Origin of the sequence: Amycolatopsis halotolerans (genome assembly GCF_042647905.1) — a bacterium.
GTDB lineage: Bacteria > Actinomycetota > Actinomycetes > Mycobacteriales > Pseudonocardiaceae > Amycolatopsis > Amycolatopsis halotolerans.
Genome location: NZ_JBHRWI010000066.1, coordinates 40,336 through 57,056, shown reverse-complemented (window position 1 = coordinate 57,056; position 16,721 = coordinate 40,336). Strand labels below are relative to the sequence as shown.

General features: G+C 68.8%; 19 protein-coding genes. 12 read left to right on the top strand and 7 right to left on the bottom strand.

Annotated elements, in window-relative coordinates; genetic code table 11:
- Positions 1 to 32: 32 nt before the first annotated feature.
- Complete coding sequence (gene corA, locus ACFORO_RS40950; protein ID WP_354746372.1) at positions 33 to 1,121, bottom strand: magnesium/cobalt transporter CorA; 1,089 nt, start codon at positions 1,119 to 1,121, stop codon at positions 33 to 35.
- Positions 1,122 to 1,450: 329 nt separating this feature from the next.
- On the opposite strand from corA, the gene ACFORO_RS40945 reads away from it, so the two are divergent.
- On the top strand, positions 1,451 to 1,954 hold the full coding sequence (locus ACFORO_RS40945) for a MaoC family dehydratase (protein ID WP_037815874.1): 504 nt from the start codon (positions 1,451 to 1,453) through the stop codon (positions 1,952 to 1,954).
- Between the two features lie 32 nt (positions 1,955 to 1,986).
- Positions 1,987 to 3,099, top strand: coding sequence for a DUF2332 domain-containing protein (locus ACFORO_RS40940; RefSeq protein WP_377873101.1), 1,113 nt, complete (start codon positions 1,987 to 1,989; stop codon positions 3,097 to 3,099).
- Between the two features lie 281 nt (positions 3,100 to 3,380).
- Here the strand turns inward: ACFORO_RS40940 and ACFORO_RS40935 are convergent, their stop codons facing one another.
- Positions 3,381 to 3,782: an NUDIX hydrolase gene (locus ACFORO_RS40935; protein WP_377873085.1), complete on the bottom strand. Its 402-nt coding sequence runs from the start codon at positions 3,780 to 3,782 to the stop codon at positions 3,381 to 3,383.
- A gap of 182 nt (positions 3,783 to 3,964) precedes the next feature.
- Here ACFORO_RS40935 and ACFORO_RS40930 point away from each other — a divergent pair, with 182 nt between their 5' ends.
- The 5 genes from ACFORO_RS40930 (at position 3,965) to ACFORO_RS40910 (ending at position 7,209) form a co-directional block, all read left to right on the top strand.
- Positions 3,965 to 4,135, top strand: a complete 171-nt coding sequence (locus tag ACFORO_RS40930) for a hypothetical protein (RefSeq protein WP_093576760.1) — start codon at positions 3,965 to 3,967, stop codon at positions 4,133 to 4,135.
- 22 nt (positions 4,136 to 4,157) lie between these two features.
- Entirely contained in the window at positions 4,158 to 4,718 is a 561-nt protein-coding gene (locus ACFORO_RS40925; RefSeq protein ID WP_009072960.1) for a PH domain-containing protein, read from the top strand.
- A gap of 65 nt (positions 4,719 to 4,783) precedes the next feature.
- Complete coding sequence (locus ACFORO_RS40920) at positions 4,784 to 5,647, top strand: PHP domain-containing protein (protein WP_377873084.1); 864 nt, start codon at positions 4,784 to 4,786, stop codon at positions 5,645 to 5,647.
- Position 5,648: 1 nt separating this feature from the next.
- Complete coding sequence (locus tag ACFORO_RS40915; protein WP_344288575.1) at positions 5,649 to 6,278, top strand: MarC family protein; 630 nt, start codon at positions 5,649 to 5,651, stop codon at positions 6,276 to 6,278.
- A gap of 82 nt (positions 6,279 to 6,360) precedes the next feature.
- Positions 6,361 to 7,209, top strand: a complete 849-nt coding sequence (locus tag ACFORO_RS40910; RefSeq protein ID WP_377873100.1) for a RecB family exonuclease — start codon at positions 6,361 to 6,363, stop codon at positions 7,207 to 7,209.
- Positions 7,210 to 7,357: 148 nt separating this feature from the next.
- Here the strand turns inward: ACFORO_RS40910 and ACFORO_RS40905 are convergent, their stop codons facing one another.
- A complete protein-coding gene (locus ACFORO_RS40905) occupies positions 7,358 to 7,693 on the bottom strand; it encodes a hypothetical protein (protein WP_377873083.1) in 336 nt (111 codons plus the stop codon).
- 291 nt (positions 7,694 to 7,984) lie between these two features.
- Between ACFORO_RS40905 and ACFORO_RS40900 the strand changes: the two genes are divergently transcribed.
- Positions 7,985 to 8,209, top strand: coding sequence for a hypothetical protein (locus ACFORO_RS40900; RefSeq protein ID WP_377873082.1), 225 nt, complete (start codon positions 7,985 to 7,987; stop codon positions 8,207 to 8,209).
- 4 nt (positions 8,210 to 8,213) lie between these two features.
- Here the strand turns inward: ACFORO_RS40900 and ACFORO_RS40895 are convergent, their stop codons facing one another.
- A complete protein-coding gene (locus ACFORO_RS40895; RefSeq protein WP_377873099.1) occupies positions 8,214 to 9,539 on the bottom strand; it encodes an Rv3212 family protein in 1,326 nt (441 codons plus the stop codon).
- Between the two features lie 792 nt (positions 9,540 to 10,331).
- Positions 10,332 to 11,948, bottom strand: a complete 1,617-nt coding sequence (locus ACFORO_RS40890; protein ID WP_377873098.1) for a DEAD/DEAH box helicase — start codon at positions 11,946 to 11,948, stop codon at positions 10,332 to 10,334.
- A gap of 503 nt (positions 11,949 to 12,451) precedes the next feature.
- On the opposite strand from ACFORO_RS40890, the gene ACFORO_RS40885 reads away from it, so the two are divergent.
- The gene (locus ACFORO_RS40885; protein WP_377873081.1) at positions 12,452 to 13,144 is read left to right on the top strand and encodes a ferritin-like fold-containing protein; all 693 of its coding nucleotides are present in this window, start codon (positions 12,452 to 12,454) and stop codon (positions 13,142 to 13,144) included.
- 103 nt (positions 13,145 to 13,247) lie between these two features.
- Positions 13,248 to 13,478, top strand: coding sequence for a DUF3107 domain-containing protein (locus ACFORO_RS40880; protein WP_009072973.1), 231 nt, complete (start codon positions 13,248 to 13,250; stop codon positions 13,476 to 13,478).
- 72 nt (positions 13,479 to 13,550) lie between these two features.
- Here ACFORO_RS40880 and ACFORO_RS40875 read toward each other — a convergent pair whose 3' ends face one another.
- Together ACFORO_RS40875 and ACFORO_RS40870 are read right to left on the bottom strand one after the other, a co-directional pair.
- On the bottom strand, positions 13,551 to 13,871 hold the full coding sequence (locus ACFORO_RS40875) for a DUF4873 domain-containing protein (protein ID WP_354746360.1): 321 nt from the start codon (positions 13,869 to 13,871) through the stop codon (positions 13,551 to 13,553).
- 14 nt (positions 13,872 to 13,885) lie between these two features.
- Positions 13,886 to 14,665, bottom strand: coding sequence for a TetR/AcrR family transcriptional regulator (locus tag ACFORO_RS40870; protein ID WP_354746358.1), 780 nt, complete (start codon positions 14,663 to 14,665; stop codon positions 13,886 to 13,888).
- Positions 14,666 to 14,766: 101 nt separating this feature from the next.
- Between ACFORO_RS40870 and ACFORO_RS40865 the strand changes: the two genes are divergently transcribed.
- Both ACFORO_RS40865 and ACFORO_RS40860 read left to right on the top strand, forming a co-directional pair.
- Entirely contained in the window at positions 14,767 to 15,675 is a 909-nt protein-coding gene (locus tag ACFORO_RS40865) for an AurF N-oxygenase family protein (RefSeq protein WP_354746356.1), read from the top strand.
- Complete coding sequence (locus tag ACFORO_RS40860; RefSeq protein ID WP_377873080.1) at positions 15,672 to 16,574, top strand: alpha/beta fold hydrolase; 903 nt, start codon at positions 15,672 to 15,674, stop codon at positions 16,572 to 16,574. The genes ACFORO_RS40865 and ACFORO_RS40860 overlap by 4 nt, the downstream gene beginning before the upstream one ends.
- The last annotated feature ends 147 nt before the right edge of the window (positions 16,575 to 16,721 follow it).

Here is a 16,721-nt window from a genome sequence, read left to right as displayed (position 1 = left end):
CCGGGTGAAGAAACGGGGACCGCGAGGGGCGGCTACAACCAGCCGTTCTTCCGGAATATTCGGTACAGCAGCAGACAGATCGCGAGAATGATCGTGACCACGATCGGATAGCCGAACTGCCAGTGCAGTTCGGGCATGTAGTCGAAGTTCATGCCGTAGATGCCCGCGACCATCGTGGGCACCGTGATGATCGCCGCCCACGCGGTGATCTTGCGCATGTCGGTGTTCTGCTGCAGCGAGATCTTCGCGACGGTCGCGTCGACCAGGGTGCTGAGCAGTTCGTCGAACGCCGCGACGCGTTCGGACACCGTCGCGAGGTGGTCGGCGACGTCGCGGAAATACGAGCGGACCTCGTCCGGCACCAGCCGCGTGTAGCCCTCGGCGAGCCGCGACACCGGCGTGGCGAGCGGGACCACCGCGCGCCGCAGTTCGAGCACTTCCCGCTTCATCAGGTAGATCTGCTCGGCGCTCACCGACGAACGCGGCGCGAACACCTGCGCCTCGATCTCGTCGATGTCCGCCTCGATCCGGCTGGTGACCTCCAGGTAGTGGTCGACCACGTGGTCGGCGATCGCGTGCACGACCGCCGCCGCGCCGAGGGCGAGCCGCTCCGGGTCGTCGTCGAGGTCACGGCGCAGCCGGGCGAGGCCGGAGTGGTTGCCGTGCCGGACGGTGATCACGAAATCGCGGCCGAGGAACACCATCAGCTCGCCGGTCTCCACGATCTCGTTCGCCGTGGTCGGCGACTGGTGCTCGACGTAGCGGACCGTCTTCAGCACCAGGAACAGCGTGTCGTCGTAGCGCTCCAGCTTCGGCCGCTGATGCGCCTCCAGCGCGTCCTCGACGGCCAGTTCGTGCAGCCCGAAGGTCTCCGCGATGCCCTGGATCTGGTCGGAATCGGGCTCGTGCAAGCCGATCCAGACGAACCCCGCGTGCCGCTTGCGCACCTCGCGGATCGCCTCGGCGTGCGTCCAGCGCCCGGGCAGCCGCTTGCCGTCGACATACACCGCGCAATCGACGACATAGGCCGACAGCGGCACCGGGATCGGCCGCTCGAGGCTGGCCTTGGCCCGGTTGTTGCCGCGGCCGCGAAGGCCGCCTAGCGAGGGAATGGCAGGCATGGGTTCTCCTGGGCAGACGTCGTGAAGCACGAAGACGACGGCCAGGCGGACTGCGGAGTCCGTCCGGCGGCACCGTGAGTTCCCGGACGCGGGCCTACCAGGAAGGAAGAAGGCCGACCGGCGGGGCGGGAACGCACGTACTACTAGGGAGCGGACTATCACCACTGCTCATGGGCGGTTCCTCACCTCCTTTCGGCCGGGGCACGCCAGGGCGTGCGAAGTGGCAGGGGTCGCGTTGACGCGCGATCACCGATGGTCGAGGGTACTCCTCACCACGGATACGTGTCGCACCTGGTTCGGCAGGTGTTACCCGGACAGGAGGCGCAAGCGTGCAATTCGGCCGGTATTACGAGGAGTTCGAGGTCGGCGCGGTCTACAAGCACTGGCCCGGCAAGACCGTCACCGAATACGACGACCATCTGTTCTGCCTGATCACGATGAACCACCACCCGCTGCACCTGGACGCGCACTACGCGGGCGAGACGACCGATTTCGGCAAGAACGTCGTGGTCGGCAACTACATCTACTCGCTGCTGCTCGGCATGTCGGTGCCGGATGTGTCCGGGAAGGCCATCGCCAACCTCGAGGTCGAATCGCTCAAGCACGTGAAGCCGACGTTCCACGGCGACACGATTTACGGCGAGACCGAGGTGCTCGACAAAACCCCGTCGAAGTCCAAGGACGACCGGGGAGTGGTGTACGTCGAGACGCGAGGGTACAAACAGGACGGCACCATCGTGTGCATTTTCCGGCGCAAAGTGATGGTGCCGAAACGGTCCTACGGCGACACCCGCGGCGGCGAACAGCCCGGCCGCCCGACGCCGCACGAGTGATCGATCCGCCGCGAAGAGGAGCACGGGTGGCCATCGCCCTGGAGAAGATCAAGCAGACGCTGCGCAGGTTCGCCGAGACGGAGGCGCGCGGGGTTTCGCCGCTGTACGACCACCTCGCCACGCACGCGGCCGAGGACGACGACGTCGCCGCGCTCCTGACTGACGCCCGCGGCGGCGAAGCGCGCGGCACCTTGCTGTTCGCCGCCGCGCACCGGCTGGTGCAAGCGGATCCGATTCATCCGCTGTCGCGCTATTACCCGTCGGTCGGCGGTTTCGACGGCGTCGACAGCGAGACGTGGCCGTTGTTCCGCTCGTTCCTGCTGGAGCGCGCGGACCAGGCCCGCGAGATCATCTCGACCCGCTACACGCAGACGAACGAGGTACGCCGCGCCGCGCTGCTGTACCCGGCGGTCGCCGCGGCGGCGAAGGAAGCGGGCGGCAAGATCGCGCTGCTGGAGGTCGGCTGCAGCGCGGGATTGCTGCTGGGGCTCGACCGGTTCGGCTACCGCTATCAGTGCGACGGCGGCGAGCAGCTCACGGCTGGCCCGGCGAAGGCCGCTGTCGGGCTGCACTGCGCGATCGACGTCGCGGCCGGTGCGAAGTTGCCCAAGCTGCCCAAGAAGGTCGCTGTCGCGGCCCGAGCGGGCCTGGACCGGGCTCCGGTGGACCTCTCGGACGAGGACGAGCTGGCGTGGCTGGAGGCGTGCGTCTGGGCCGATCAGGTCGACCGGATCCGGCTGCTGCGGACGGCTGCCGCGGAACAGCGGAAGCACCCGCCGGAGCTGATCGCCGGGGACGCGGTGGACGACCTGGCCTCGGCGGCCGCGCGGTTGCCGGAGGAACTGCCGCTGGTGGTGCTGACGAGCCACGCGCTGGCGTACGTCTGGGACCGGCGGGCGGACTTCGTGGCCGAGCTGGCGCGGCTGTCCTCGGCTCGGCCGGTGTGGTGGGTCAGCCAGGAGTTCTACAAGGCTGGGCTGGAAACGGTGTTGCCCGGGCGGGAAGACCTGTCCTTCGGCGACTCGGCTGAGGGCGAGCCCGCGATGGCGGTGCTGGGGCTGACGACCTGGATAGCCGGGAAGCCCGAGGCCCGCGCGCTGGCCCAGACGGCGCCGCACGGTCAGCGGATGACCTGGCTGGCGTGAGCTGTCTCGTGCGTGGCCAGGCCGGTTCTTCCCGGCTTGGCCACGCACGTCGCCTGTCTGCACCCTGCGTAACCTGTGTCACATTCACCCCATCAGTCACACTGCTCCGCGACGGCCAGGATGCCCGAACCGATGCGCGTCCGGCGATATCGAATACGCGTTCCGCGCATTTTCCGTGCTCATCGCGGACGCTTGAACGATGGGGAAACTTTCCGACAACTCCGCAATCAGTTCCGAATCGCGGACGCGGCCCGGGGCAATGCGTAAATAACCGCTCTGAGTTACGCGGCGGGCACCTCATTCCAGTCACGCAGGGTCACTAGCAGCTGGTCCACTAGGTGGCCCGCTTCGTCCAAATTGACCAGTTCAGCCGAGTTGACCCATCGCGCGTCGGTGGCGTCGTCGCCCGCGGTGAGGATTCCGCCGGTCCACGTGCATTCGTAGTCGTGGATGTCGTAGACGCCGCGGACCACGGAACCGGCCAATGTGTGCGGTCTCACGTCCAGTCCGGTCTCCTCGCGGAGTTCCCGGACCACCGCTTCGTGGTCCGTTTCGCCCGGTTCCACGCGTCCGCCAGGCAGCGACCACTGGCCTTTCCCCGGATCGTTCGCGCGCCGGATGAGCAGGAGTCTGCCCTGGTCGTCGAACACAATGCCGCCGACGCAGCGCTCGAGATGGTCCATGCCGCGAAGGTAGCCGAGCCCGGCCGCACCTCCTAGCGTTCAGGAACCTGTACACGGAGAGTAGCCGTACGGTACACTTCGAGCGCCTGGCTGACCCATGCGCGGGACTTTCCTCCCGCGTGAGTGGTCAGTGCGGTACAACGTAGAAAGTCAGTTTTCCGGGTGTCATGGAAGAGACGGGATTGATCGCTGTGAACGCGAAGAAGCTTGCGGGACTCGTGGGTATCGCGTTGGTGCTGTTCTTCGTGATCGCTCAGCCGGGCCATGCTGCTGGTCTTGTCAGCAACATCGTGGACTTCCTCCGCAGCTCGGCCGAATCGGTGATCACGTTCGTCAGCAACATCTTCCACTGACGGCAGGGGATACCCTCGGACTATGTTCGCGCCACGCGACCCTGACGAGTACCTCCTCGACACCGAGCGGCGGGTCATCCGGATCCGCCGCCACTGGGCGGTGCTCCTCTGGGACACGTTCGAGGCAGCCGCGCTGCTGATCGTGTGCGTGCTGGTGTCGTATCTGCTGCCGCCCTCGATGTGGGTGGTGCAGAACATCCTCTGGTACGTCGCGCTGGCGGTGGTGCTGCGGTTCGCCTACGTGATCATCGAATGGTGGGTCGAACGGCTGGTCGTCACCGACAAACGGTTCGTGATGACCACCGGCGTCTTCACCACCAAGGTGCTGATGATGCCGATCAGCAAGGTCACCGACCTCACCTACCAGCGTTCGGCCTGGGGCCGGATGCTGGGCTACGGCACGATGGTCGTCGAATCGGCGGGTCAGATCCAGGCGCTGAACCGGATCGACTACCTGCCGCGGCCCGAGGAGTTCTACGACACGATCTCCGAGCTCGTGTTCGGCGACAAGCAGAAGCAGGCCGAACGGTTCTCGATGATCAAGGCACAGCGCGCGGCGCGGGGCAAGAAGCCGGTCGGCTGACCCCGGGCGCGTCGGCACTGGTCCCGGCGCCGGGGTGACGCAGCGCATCGTCGAGAATAGGTCCGATGCGCATCGACCTGCACGCCCACTCCACGGCCTCCGACGGTACCGACAGCCCTGCCGAGCTCGTCGGCGCTGCCGCGCGTGCCGGTCTCGACGTCGTCGCGATCACCGACCACGACACCACCGCGGGCTGGGAACCGGCCGCGGCGGCCCTGCCCGCCGGGATGACGCTCGTGCCGGGCGCCGAGCTGTCGACGGTCTCGATCGACCCGGACACCGGCTACGAGATCAGCGTGCACCTGCTCGCGTACCTCTTCGACCCGACCGCGCCCGCGATCGTCGCGGAACAGACGCGGCTGCGCGTCGAACGGCGCACCCGGTTGCGGCGGATGGCCGAGCGGATGGCCGCCGACGGCCTCCCGGTCGACGCCGACGAAATCCTGAGCCTGCTGCCCGAGGACTCGCCCGCGGGACGGCCGCACCTCGCGCAGGCGCTCGTCCGCGCGGGTCTGGTCAGCTCCGTCGACGAGGCTTTCGGCGACTACCTGCACAGCCGCCGCGGGTACTACGTCGCGCGCCGCGACACTCCGGTCGAGGAAGCGATTGACATGGTCACCGCGGCCGGCGGGGTTACCGTGATCGCGCACCCCTTCGCCTTCAGCCGCGGCGCGACGATCAGCGAGGACACCCTGCGCGATCTGACGGCTCGCGGACTGACCGGCGTCGAGGTCAACCATCCCAACCACGATCCGGCGACCCGGGCGCGCACCCGCGAGCTGGCCGACGAGCTGGGCCTGCTCCGCACCGGGTCCAGCGATTACCACGGCACGAACAAGACCATCGGGCTCGGCCAGGAAACGACCGAGCCGGACCAGCTGGAGGAATTGGTGGGGCGGGCGACCGGCTTCTCAGTGGTGAAGGGCTGAGATGGCCGTCTCGGATTTCTTCGACGCGAAGCTCTTCATGAGCGCGACGATCACCCTCGTCGTGATCATGGACCCGCCGGGCACGGTGCCGGTGTTCCTGAGCCTGGTCGGCCGCAAACCGATGGCCACGCGGGTGAAAGCGGCCCGGCAGGCGGTGCTGGTGTCGCTCCTGGTCATCTCGCTGTTCGCGGTGGCCGGGCAGGCGATCCTGGCGTATCTGGGCATCGGAATTCCTGCCCTGCAGGGCGCGGGCGGGCTGCTCTTGCTGCTGATCGCGTTGCAGCTGCTCATGGGCAACGCGGGGAGTAACGAGCCCGAAGCGGCTGAGGACGTCAACGTCGCCCTCGTTCCCCTTGGCACGCCGTTGCTGGCCGGTCCTGGTGCGATCGCGGCGACCATCGTGTTCGTCCGCCAGGCCGACGGGCACCTGGGCGCATACATCGCGCTGGCGCTGGCGATCGTGACCGTGCATTTCGTGCTGTACACCTGCATGCGGTTCTCCGGCGTGGTCATCCGGCTGATCAAGGAAAGCGGCATCACGCTTCTCGCGAAGATCGCCGGCCTCCTGCTCGCCGCGATCGCGGTCGAGCTGGTCGCGAATTCGGTGCAGGGCTTCATCGCCGGCGGCTAGCCCGCGGCGGGCCCACGCCGGAAAGTGTCGGTGGGGGTGCGTAGCGTGGGCGTCGATGGAAGGGGGCGGCGTGAAAGAACAGATGGGGTTCGACTTCGGCGTCGAGCAACCGCAACGGCTCACCAAGGTGTCGCCGGCGCGGCTGAGCACCTTTGACGATTGCCCGCGCCGGTACCGGCTGGCCTATCTCGAACGGCCGACGCCGCAGCGCACCGGACCGTGGGCGCACAGCACGCTGGGTGCGGTGGTGCACAACGCGTTGCGCGCGCTTTTCGACCTGCCAGTGGCGAAACGGACGCCGCAGCGCGGGATCGCGCTGGTGTCGGAGCACTGGAAGGACGCCGGTTTCGCCGACGACGACCAGGCCGCGCGTTACCGAGCGCGAGCGAAGGGCTGGGTCGCGGAGTACGTGGAGGACAACGACGTCAGCGACGATCCCGTGGGATTGGAACGCTGGGTCTCCGCCCCGGTCAGCACAACCGGCGGCCGCCCCACGATGATCATCGAAGGCAGGGCCGACCGCATCGACCAGCGCGGCGGCGAACTGGTGATCGTGGACTACAAAACCGGCCGCCGAGCCCTCGACGAACACGAGGCGAGGGCTTCGCAGGCGTTGGCGATGTACGCCGTAGCCGCGACGCGCACTTTGCGCATGCCGTGCACGAAGGTCGAGTTGCACCATTTGCCGTCCGGCACGATCGCCGCGGCGGAACACACCCCGGAAACCTTGAAGCGGCACCTGGAACGCGCCGAGGAGACCGCCGGGGATTTGCGGTTGGCAGCAGATACCCTGGATGCGGGCGGTGATGGAGAAGCGCTGTTCCCCGCCCGCCCCGACCGCCGCTGCGCATGGTGCGACTTCCGCCCGAGCTGCGTGGCGGGACAGCAGACCGCTCCTGCCGCGCAACCGTGGGATTTGCTTGCGCCGTAGGGATTTCCCGAGACGTGGATGGGACCCGAGAATCGTGGCGTCACCGGAGATCGAGAAAACCGCTCGCCGCGAGTCGGCTGGTTCCGGGTCTAGGCCGACCGGGGAGCGAGCCGGTGGCGCGCGGGGCCGCGGTGCTGCTGGCGACGGGTTAGGGCTTCGCGGGGCAGCGAGGAAGGATTTTGCTGCTGTGACAACGGATCTTGCCGCCGAACATGGCGGGATTCGCGACGGACGTCGTGCTGAGGACGCCGGTGCGCACGCGGGAAACGGCTGTGCGGACGGCGATGGCGCGGATGCGCGCGGCACCGCGTTGCCGGACGGCGATGGTGCCGGTGTGCGCGGTGGTGCGGCCTCGGACGACGGCCGTGCGATCGAGGGCTGCCCTGGGGCTGGTTCCGCGGCGGAGAAGCGCGCAGCAGCGACGTCGCGGGGCTTGTCGCGGGATGACAACGCTGCGCAGGGTTACGCGGCCGAGGTTGTCCATGACTCAACTGCGGCCGACGGTCTCGCACCCGGCGAGAATGCGGTTATGCATGACTCGGCATCGGCCAACAGCATCGAGGTGGGCCGCGCGGCTACGGTTATCCATGAAACAGCCGAGCAAGACAGCATGACCGGTGCCGCCGAAGCGTCAGCGACAACCGAGCGCACCGAACCGTCCGCGGAAACCGGGCGCACCGAGCCGTCAGTGGCAACCGAGCGCGCCGAACCCTCCGCGAGGCCCAAACCCCGCGGAAGGTGGTGGCGAGGATTCACCGGCTCCGTCGCTGCTGGAATGGCAGTCCTGGCCGTCGGCGTGCTTGTCGTCGGCGTGTTGTGTCTCGTGAACGGGGCGTCCGGTCCGGGCGCGCTCAAGCTCGTCGGGCACCCGGTAGCCGCGGTGATCGTGCTTGCGCTGCAACGGATCGCAGACCGTCGGGCTGGGAAGGTGGCGGCGTTGGCGGGGGCTGGGGTGCTGGTCGTCGCGGGGGTGGCGTTTAGCGTTTTGTGGTGGTTCTGAGGCGTCAGCGCAGGGCGGCGACAGTCGGGCCGCGCTGTTCCAGTAGTACTGGGCCTAGCGCGGTGAGGCGGATCGGACCCGCGTAGGAGCCGCGGTTGACGCCGACTGTGCGTAGCGTTGCGCCGTTCGTTTCGTTCAGTACGGCCAGTCCGCCGCGGATCGGGACTACCAGTTGGGTCGCGAAGGTGATTCCTGGGCCGAGCGTGCCGTCCAGGGTCCAGCGGGGCGACAGGTCGTCTCGGGACAGGGCGACGGTTTTTGAGCCGGTGTACCAGTAGATCCCGGCTGCGGTGCGGGTTGTCGCTTCGGTGCCGCCGGCTGGATCGGTTGCTACGTCTGAGGCGGGGAGGTCCATGGGGTAGGCGGCTTTTTGCGAGCCGTCCGCGCCGTAGACGACGTACAGCTTTTGGTCTGGCAGGAGAACGCCGGTGAGGTCGCCCGACATCGCGATGACCCGAGCCCGCTTGCCTGCGAGCAGGGCGGTGTAGGTGACCTTCGGTTCGTCCTCGTGCTCGGCGGTCGCCTTGTAGACGGTCAGTCGGTCCGTACGGTCGCCGGGGCAGCGTTCGATCACGCCGATTTTGTCGGCGGCCACTGCTACGGTTCCGTAAGTGCAGTTGGGGCGCGGTTGCTTGTTCGCATTTTGCAGGAACGGGACTTTGCCGTACTCCATGCTCTTCACGAGATCGTCGCGCCACGTGTCGAGGAGATGTTTGCCGGTGGTCGTGACGTGGCTGCCGTCGCTGACCAGGCGGGTGCCCAGCTCGGCGTCGCCGTTGCGCTGAGCGGTGATGCGGCCGGTGGCGGGGTCGAGCTGAGTGACCTCGCTGCAGCCCATCGTCTTGTGGTACACGGCGTTCACGCGGCCCCAGGCAGCGTCCACAGTGCACAGTTGCAGGTTTTCGCGGGTGTAGTGCCAGCGGATCTGCCCGGTGAGCGGATCGCGGCCGGCGACCTCGCTGCCGTCCGCGGTGGTGACGGTGTCGGACTGACCGATCGGAATTGGCGTCGCGGAACTCGGGGCCTGCCACAGCTGCGTCATCGACCCGGGCACCGCGGACGGCGGCGACGGGAGGGCGTGCGGCTGATCTGCCAGGGCACGGCTGGTGTGCAGGTTGTCGCTCGTGGCGGCGACGATCGCGACGACCGCCGCGACCACGACGACGATCGCGCCCGCGATCATCCGGTCGCGCCCTCGGTTCCACGGCGAGCGCCGGGCTTTCCCTGGCGGCGCAACGGGATTCGCGGCGGATCGGCGGGGGAGGAGAGTTTCGGAACCGTAGGGCTCGGCGGGGGTGCTGGTGACCCCGACGTCCGTGACGCGCGCGATCGGGCCGGTTTGTTCCTCGGGAGCGACCGGCGGGATCGGGGCGTTGGTGCCTGCGTGCCGGGGAGCCGACGTGGGCGGTTCGGCGGAAGCCTGTTCGGTTCCTTGCGCGACCGGGTCCGCGGCCTGCGAGCCGGGCGCGGCTGATGCGGCGGAGGTGTTGCCGGATGCTGGCGTGGCGGAGCTTGCCGCGGCTTCGGCTGGTTCGGCGGAGGACTGTTCGGTGCCCTGCGCGACAGGGTCCGCTGCGTGCGAGCCGGGAACGGCTGGGGCAGCGGGAGTGTGTCCGGCTGAGCTGCCGGTGGCTGGTGCGGCGGGGCCTGCAGATGTCTCGGCAGCAGTCTTTTCGGCGGCAGCCGAGACAGGGGCCGAGGCCTGTGAGCCGGGAACAGCGGAGCCAGCAACGGAAGCGTCGCCGGTGGCTGGCACGGCGGAGCCTGCAGCCGCGTCAGTGTGGCTGCTGGAGGTCGGCGAGGCCGGGTTCGCAGCCGGTGGAGTCGGTTCGGCGGAAGACTTCTCGGCCGAGCCCCCGGGAGTCGGCAGATCTGCGTCCGTGGACGAGGGGTTCGAGGCCCGGTCCGCAGGCACCGTCCCGGCCGACGAATCCCCGCCAGCAGCACCCGAAGCATCCGGAGAAGAACCAGAACCCGCATCCGAGACGTGCGCCCCGGCCGGAAGGTCCGGCCGGGGGCGTTCGTCGGGATTCGCGGGAGTGCCCGCTACGTTCGATCCAGGTTCGGGGGGCGTTTCGCCGTTCCCGTGGTCGTTCACGTAACTGACTCCCCGGTGTGTCGCTCAGTCTGCCGACGCAGGTGTATCAGATGCGGACGGACGGCGGCGACGGCGGCGGCGTGCCGGGCGGTCTCCGGTCTCCCCGGAGTCGGACGTCGTCGCGGGGGTGGCGTTGCCGGTGGACGTCGCCGGGCCGGTCGCGTCGGCGCCCGAGCGGGTGCGGCGGCGCGGGGTCCGGGGGCGGTCTTCCTGCTGGTCCGAACCCGACGAGGCCGGGGCGGCGGCGTCAGCGGCTTCAATAGCCTCGGCGGAGCGGGCGCCGCCGCGGGTCCGCTTGCGCGGGGCACGGTTGCGCTTGCGCGGAGCCTCTTCCTCCGAAGAAGCAGCAGCGGAAGAAGGTCCAGAGGAACCACGACGGCCCCGGCGCTTGCCGCCCAGGTCTTCTTCCTTTTCGGCGGCCAGACCGGCCCGCGTGCGCTTCGACAGCGGCAGGCGGCCCTTCGTGCCCTCGGGGATGCCCAGGTCGCTGAAGAGGTGCGGCGACGACGAGTAGGTCTCCGGCGGCTCCGCGAGGTCGAGGTTCAGCGTGTCCGAGATCAGCTTCCAGCGCGGTTCCTCGTCCCAGTCGACGAGGGTGACCGCGACGCCCGTGCGACCCGCGCGGCCCGTCCGGCCGATGCGGTGCACGTAGGTCTTCTCGTCCTCGGGGCACTGGTAGTTGATCACGTGCGTGACGTCGTCGATGTCGATGCCCCGGGCCGCGACGTCCGTCGCCACCAGGACGTCGACCTTGCCCGAGCGGAACGCGCGCAGCGCCTGCTCGCGCGCGCCCTGGCCGAGGTCGCCGTGCACGGCGGCGGCCGCGAAACCGCGTTCCACCAGGTCGTCGGCGATCTTCTGGGCGGTGCGCTTGGTGCGGCTGAAGATCATCGTGAGGCCGCGGCCCTCGGCCTGCAGCGCCCGTGCGATCAGCTCCGTCTTGTCCATCGAGTGCGCCCGGTAGACGAACTGCGAGGTGCGCTCGTGGATCGCGCCGGCGTCGTTCTCCTCGGCCCGGATGTGCGTGGGCTGGTTCAGGAACGTGCGCGCGAGCGTGATGATCGGGCCCGGCATCGTGGCGGAGAACAGCATGGTCTGCCGCTCGTCCGGCACCATCCGGAGGATCCGCTCGATGTCCGGCAGGAAGCCGAGGTCCAGCATCTCGTCGGCCTCGTCGAGGACGAGCCCGCGGACCTTGCCCAGCACCAGGTGCTGCTGCTCGGCGAGGTCGAGGAGCCGTCCGGGCGTGCCGATGACGACGTCGACGCCCTTGCGCAGCGCCTCGATCTGCGGCTCGTACGGCCGTCCGCCGTAGATCGCCAGCGTGCGGATGCCGAGGTGCTTCCCGGCGCCCTTCAGGTCGTTCGCGACCTGGATGCACAGCTCGCGCGTCGGGACCACGACCAGCACCTGCGGGGTGCCGTCGCCGGGCACCTCGACGCGGTGCAGCAGCGGGACGCCGAAGCCGAGCGTCTTGCCCATGCCGGTGCGGGCCTGGCCGATGAGGTCGTCGCCGGCCATGGCGAGCGGCAGGGTCAGCGCCTGGATGGCGAAGGTGCGCTCGATTCCGGCTTCGCCGAGCGCTTTGACGATTTCGGGTTTCACACCGAACGACGCGAACGTCGGCGACTCCTCGACCACCGGAGCGCCCGCCTGCAGCGGGTGCGACGTGTCCAGCGCGGCCGGTCCGTTTTCGCTGTGCTCGAGGGCGACAGCGGCGGTGGCCTGCGCGGTTTCGGTCTGTTCGGTTGTGGACTGTTCTGCGGTCAGGGTGATCGCCTCTCTCGTGACCAGCGCGCACAGGCCGGTTGTCACTCGACACTCGACCGGGGGCCTGACTCGCACCTGAGGCCTCGTCTGCTGGAGGCCAGTGGTGCCGGAGCCGCCCTCCCGGGAATGCCGCTAGGAGGCGTGCACGCACACTTGCGGCGAACCCCGGTCGCCCTGGTGGCACCGGCCGCTCGCCTGGTTCCCGCCGCTCCCGGGACCTCTCGGAAAAAGCCGGTCCGGCGCGGCGAAGCTCTGTTTATCCGATCCCACTGTACCTGGTCAGGTGTTTTCCGGGGAATACCGGGCGCGGCGGCGCGGCGTGGGATCGGTCTCTTCGCGGCGCGGGCCTGCGGTTCGGCGATACCCTCGTCGCCGTGACCGACCCCGCCGAAGCCGCTGTGTCCCCAGTGCCCGCCGCATCTCCGCCCGCGATCAGCGAAGGCGTCGTCGACCTGCTCGGCGTGATCGCCTACCTGGAGCTCTCCGCGTTCGACCGGATGGCCGAGGACGCCCGCAGCGCGCCGACGCTCGCCGGGCGCGCCGCGCTCGCCTCGATGGCGGCCGCCGAGATCGGGCACCTCGATCTGCTGACGAAGCATCTGGCCGCGAACGGCGTCGCGGTCGAGGACGCGATGGCCCCGTTCGTGTCGCAAGTGGACGCGTGGCACGGCTCCACCCGGCCTAAGTCGTGGCTGGAGTCGCTGGTCAAGGCGTATGTCGGGGACGGGCTCGCGGCGGATCTCTACCGCGAGATCGCGAGCTGGCTCGACGCCGAGACCAAGGACCTGGTGCTGACCGTGCTCGCCGACACCGGGCACTCGGCGTTCGCCGAGCGCGAAGTCGCGGCCGGGATCAAGGCCGATCCGAAGGCCCGCGACAAGCTCGCGCTGTGGGGGCGGCGACTGCTCGGCGAGGCTCTTACCCAGGCGCAATACGTGGTGGCCGAACGCGATGGCCTGGCCGAACTGATCGTCGCGGGCTCCGGCGATCTCGCGGGAATCGGCGCGCTGTTCCGCCGGTTGCAGCAAGGGCACACCAAGCGCATGCAGGCGCTGGGGCTGGGCTGAGCGAGTGGTCGCGAATCACCTGCTGGTCGCACGCCACCGGGGTGGCCCGCTTCGGTTAGCCTTGCCGGGCGTAGTCACAACGAGTTTTCAGCGGAGGTCCCACGTGGAGGTCAAGATCGGCATCAAGGACACGCCGCGCGAGCTGGTGGTGTCCAGTGGCCAGACTCCCGAAGAGGTGGAGAAGCTGGTCGCCGAGGCGCTGACGGCCGGTGACGGGCTCTTCCGCCTCAACGACGAGAAGGGCCGCAAGTACCTGGTCCCGTCCGACCGCATCGCGTACGTCGAGATCGCCCCGTCCGACGTCCGCAAGGTCGGGTTCGGCGTCGGCGACTGAGCCCAGCCGTACACGCGAAAGGCCGCCCCGGAAACACCTTCCGGGGCGGCCTTTTTGCGCGATGCTGCCGGGTCAGGCAGTCGCTTCTTCGACCTCGGCCAGCGTCTTCGGGACCGCGAACGGCGGCGTGGACGTGCCGGTGAGCCGGTAACGGCCCCACGGGTCCGGATCGGACAGCTCGCCCTCGGCGGTGTGCTCGCCGACCCGCACCTCGCACGCCTTCTTGCGCCCGCCGACCGTCTCGGCCAGCTTCGGGTCCGCGGCGACGCGGCCGTACCAGTGGTAGTACCCGTCGATCGGCTGGAAATAGCCGCGCAGATCGACGTCCGCGGTGATTTCCGTGCCGTCGACGACCAGCGTCGCCGAGCCCGTGTAGCCGTCTTCGTCGCTCATCCGGGGTCCTCTCGTCAGCCTGCGTCGCTGTCGGCGTCTTCTTCGGTGCGTCCGAGCTGGACGACCTTGTTCTCCTCGAGCGGCAGGTTCGGGTCGATCACCACGCCTTGCTGGCGGGTGAGCCCGTCGATCGCCGCCCAGATGATCTGGGTGAGGTACTCGACCACCGAATCGCGGCCCATCGAGCGCCGGTCCAGCCACCATTCGCCGGTGCTCTGGACCATGCCGACGATCCCGTGCGCCCACGGTTCGGCCGCGCCGGAGTCCATGTTGAACATTCGCATGTAGTCGCCGAGCAGCGCGGTCAGCGCGGTCGCGATGACCTCTTTGTCCTCCGCGACGACGTCCGAATCGGTGGTTTTGCCCGGCAGTCCGCCGTGTGCCAGCAAGCGGTACAGGTTCGGGTGCTCCTCGATGACGCCGAAGAACGAATCGAGCGCCATCCGGATCCGCGGCACCGGCGCGAGCTCCGCGTTGATCGCCGGGATGAGCCGTTCGAAAAGGATTTCCGTACCGCGCTGGCCGAGCGCGACGTACAGGTCGGCCTTGTCCTCGAAATGCCGGTACAGCACGGGTTTCGTGACGCCTGCTTCCGCGGCGACGTCCTCCATGCCGAGGTCTGGACCGTGCGCGTCGAGCGCGCGCAGAGCCGCTTCGACGAACTCCGCGCGGCGGGCGATGCGGTGCTTGCGCCAGCGATCGCGGCGGGCGTCACCAGTGCTCGTTTCGGTGTCGGCTGCCTGCTTGCCGGACTGCTTGCTGGAGCGCTTGACACGTTCGATCACGCCGGTCATGCTACCAGAGGTAACTGTTACCGCAGGTTACATGTTCTGCGGGGGCAGCGGGACGCGGCTTCTCGATTCAACGGCGAGTCAGGCGCTGGAAGGGGCTGATGATGACGCGGACGCTCAAGGTGACCGACCGGGAGGCGACGGCACAGCGGTTGCTGAAGTCGGCGGCGAACAAGTTCTACGACCCGGACGTCGACATCGACTGGGACGCGCCGCTGGTGGAGGGCAAGCGGTACATCCTGCCGGAGCGCTCGTCGCTCTACGGCACCCCGCTGTGGGACCGGCTGAGCCCGGAGCAGCGGATCGAGCTGGGCAAACACGAGATGGCCAGCATCGCGACCACCGGGCTGTGGTTCGAAATCCTCTTGATGCAGATGCTGCTCAAGGAGGTCTACGCCCAGGACCCGACGACGGCGCACGCGCAGTTCGCGCTCACCGAGATCGCCGACGAATGCCGGCACTCCACGATGTTCGCGCGGATGTCCGCGCGGATCGGCTGCCCGACCTACGGTCCGGTGCCGGTGCTGCGGCAGTTCGCGAAGCTGATGCCGACCATTTCCTACGGCCCGGCGCGCTACGGCGCGATCCTGGTCGCCGAGGAGGTGCTCGACCGGCTGCAGCGCGAGCAGATGAACGACGAGGAGATCCAGCCGCTGGTCCGGATGGTGAACCGGATCCACGTGCTGGAGGAGGCGCGGCACGTCACCTTCGCGCGTGAGGAAGTCACCCGCGGCATGGCGAAACTCGGCCGTGCGGAGGTCGCCTACCAGCAGTTCAGCATCGCGCTGATCTCGTACTTCGTGACGCGGGCGTTCATCAATCCGAACGTCTACAAGGCGGTCGGGATCCGGCCGCGCGAGGGCGTCGAGACGGCGCTGAACAACCCGCATTGGCGCGCGACGATCGCGTGGGCGGGGGAGAAGATCATGCCGTTCCTGCAGGAGTCCGGTCTGGTCGGGTTGCCAGGGAAACCGTTCTGGCGCAAGTCTTTCCTGTTGCCGGAGGGCAAATGACTACCGTTGAGCGGCTCCGCAATCCGGCGCGGGAACATCGGTTTGTGACCAGCGACGGCTGTGCGCTGCACGTTGAATCGAGCGGTCCGGCCGACGCCGCGGTGACGCTGGTTTTGGTGCACGGCTGGACGCAGGACCACCGCACGTGGGACGGCGTCATGGACCACCTCGGCCCTGGCGTCCGGACGCTGCGCTACGACCTGCGCGGGCACGGCGGTTCCGCGCCCGCCACCAAGGAAACCGGGACGATTCCGCGGCTGGCCGACGATCTGGCCGAGCTGATCGCCGCTCGCGTGCCGTCCGGTCCGCTGGTGCTCGCCGGGCATTCGATGGGCGGCATGACCATCATGGCGCTGGCCGAGCGGCATCCCGAACTGGTCCGCGACCGGGTCGTCGGGACGGCGTTCGTGGCGACGTCGTCCGGGCAGATGGACCGGATCACGTTGGGGCTGCCCGGAATGGCGGGCCAGTTCTCCGCGCGGTTCGAGCGCCGGCTGGCGAAAGCGTTGTCGCACCGCAAGGGCGAGCGGCTGCCGCTGAGCCCGACAATGGTGCGTTCGGGCGCGCGGTTCCTCGTTTTCGGCGACCACCCGCGCCGCGCGGACCTTCGGCTCGTGGCGGATCAGCTGTTGTGCGCGCATCCGGCGAGCCTCGGCGCGTTCCAGGACGCGATTTCGACGCATGACCGCCGCGTCGCGCTGGCGGCTTTGCGCGGTACCCCGTCCGTGGTGCTGGCGGGGGAGAAGGACCGGCTTTGTCCGCTTCCGCACGCGAAGGTGATCGCGGACGAGCTGCCGGACGCGGAGTTTGTCCGCTTCCCCGGTGCTGGGCACATGCTGCCGCAGGAGCGGGCGGGCGAAGTCGCGACACGAATCGGGGCCTTGCTGCGCGTCTCGTGAGTGTTTTTGCCGATGAGAACCGGCATAAACACTCACGAGAGCCACGCATTCGTAACCGTGCGCGTTCACGCCCTTCGCGCTCGTACCTGACTGTCGGCTGTTCCCGGCCGCCCGGCGATGTCACGCTGGGTGGCTGGGATGTCGCCG

What these genes read in the sequence shown, in the direction of transcription:
- ACFORO_RS40910 (WP_377873100.1), top strand. Translation starts at nt 6,361, where the DNA reads ATGGGGTTCGACTTCGGCGTCGAGCAACCGCAACGGCTCACCAAGGTG.
- ACFORO_RS40935 (WP_377873085.1), bottom strand. Translation starts at nt 3,782, where the DNA reads ATGGACCATCTCGAGCGCTGCGTCGGCGGCATTGTGTTCGACGACCAG.
- ACFORO_RS40920 (WP_377873084.1), top strand. Translation starts at nt 4,784, where the DNA reads ATGCGCATCGACCTGCACGCCCACTCCACGGCCTCCGACGGTACCGAC.
- ACFORO_RS40905 (WP_377873083.1), bottom strand. Translation starts at nt 7,693, where the DNA reads ATGGACAACCTCGGCCGCGTAACCCTGCGCAGCGTTGTCATCCCGCGA.
- ACFORO_RS40865 (WP_354746356.1), top strand. Translation starts at nt 14,767, where the DNA reads ATGACGCGGACGCTCAAGGTGACCGACCGGGAGGCGACGGCACAGCGG.
- ACFORO_RS40900 (WP_377873082.1), top strand. Translation starts at nt 7,985, where the DNA reads ATGGCAGTCCTGGCCGTCGGCGTGCTTGTCGTCGGCGTGTTGTGTCTC.
- ACFORO_RS40860 (WP_377873080.1), top strand. Translation starts at nt 15,672, where the DNA reads ATGACTACCGTTGAGCGGCTCCGCAATCCGGCGCGGGAACATCGGTTT.
- ACFORO_RS40875 (WP_354746360.1), bottom strand. Translation starts at nt 13,871, where the DNA reads ATGAGCGACGAAGACGGCTACACGGGCTCGGCGACGCTGGTCGTCGAC.
- ACFORO_RS40925 (WP_009072960.1), top strand. Translation starts at nt 4,158, where the DNA reads ATGTTCGCGCCACGCGACCCTGACGAGTACCTCCTCGACACCGAGCGG.
- ACFORO_RS40870 (WP_354746358.1), bottom strand. Translation starts at nt 14,665, where the DNA reads ATGACCGGCGTGATCGAACGTGTCAAGCGCTCCAGCAAGCAGTCCGGC.
- corA (WP_354746372.1), bottom strand. Translation starts at nt 1,121, where the DNA reads ATGCCTGCCATTCCCTCGCTAGGCGGCCTTCGCGGCCGCGGCAACAAC.
- ACFORO_RS40915 (WP_344288575.1), top strand. Translation starts at nt 5,649, where the DNA reads ATGGCCGTCTCGGATTTCTTCGACGCGAAGCTCTTCATGAGCGCGACG.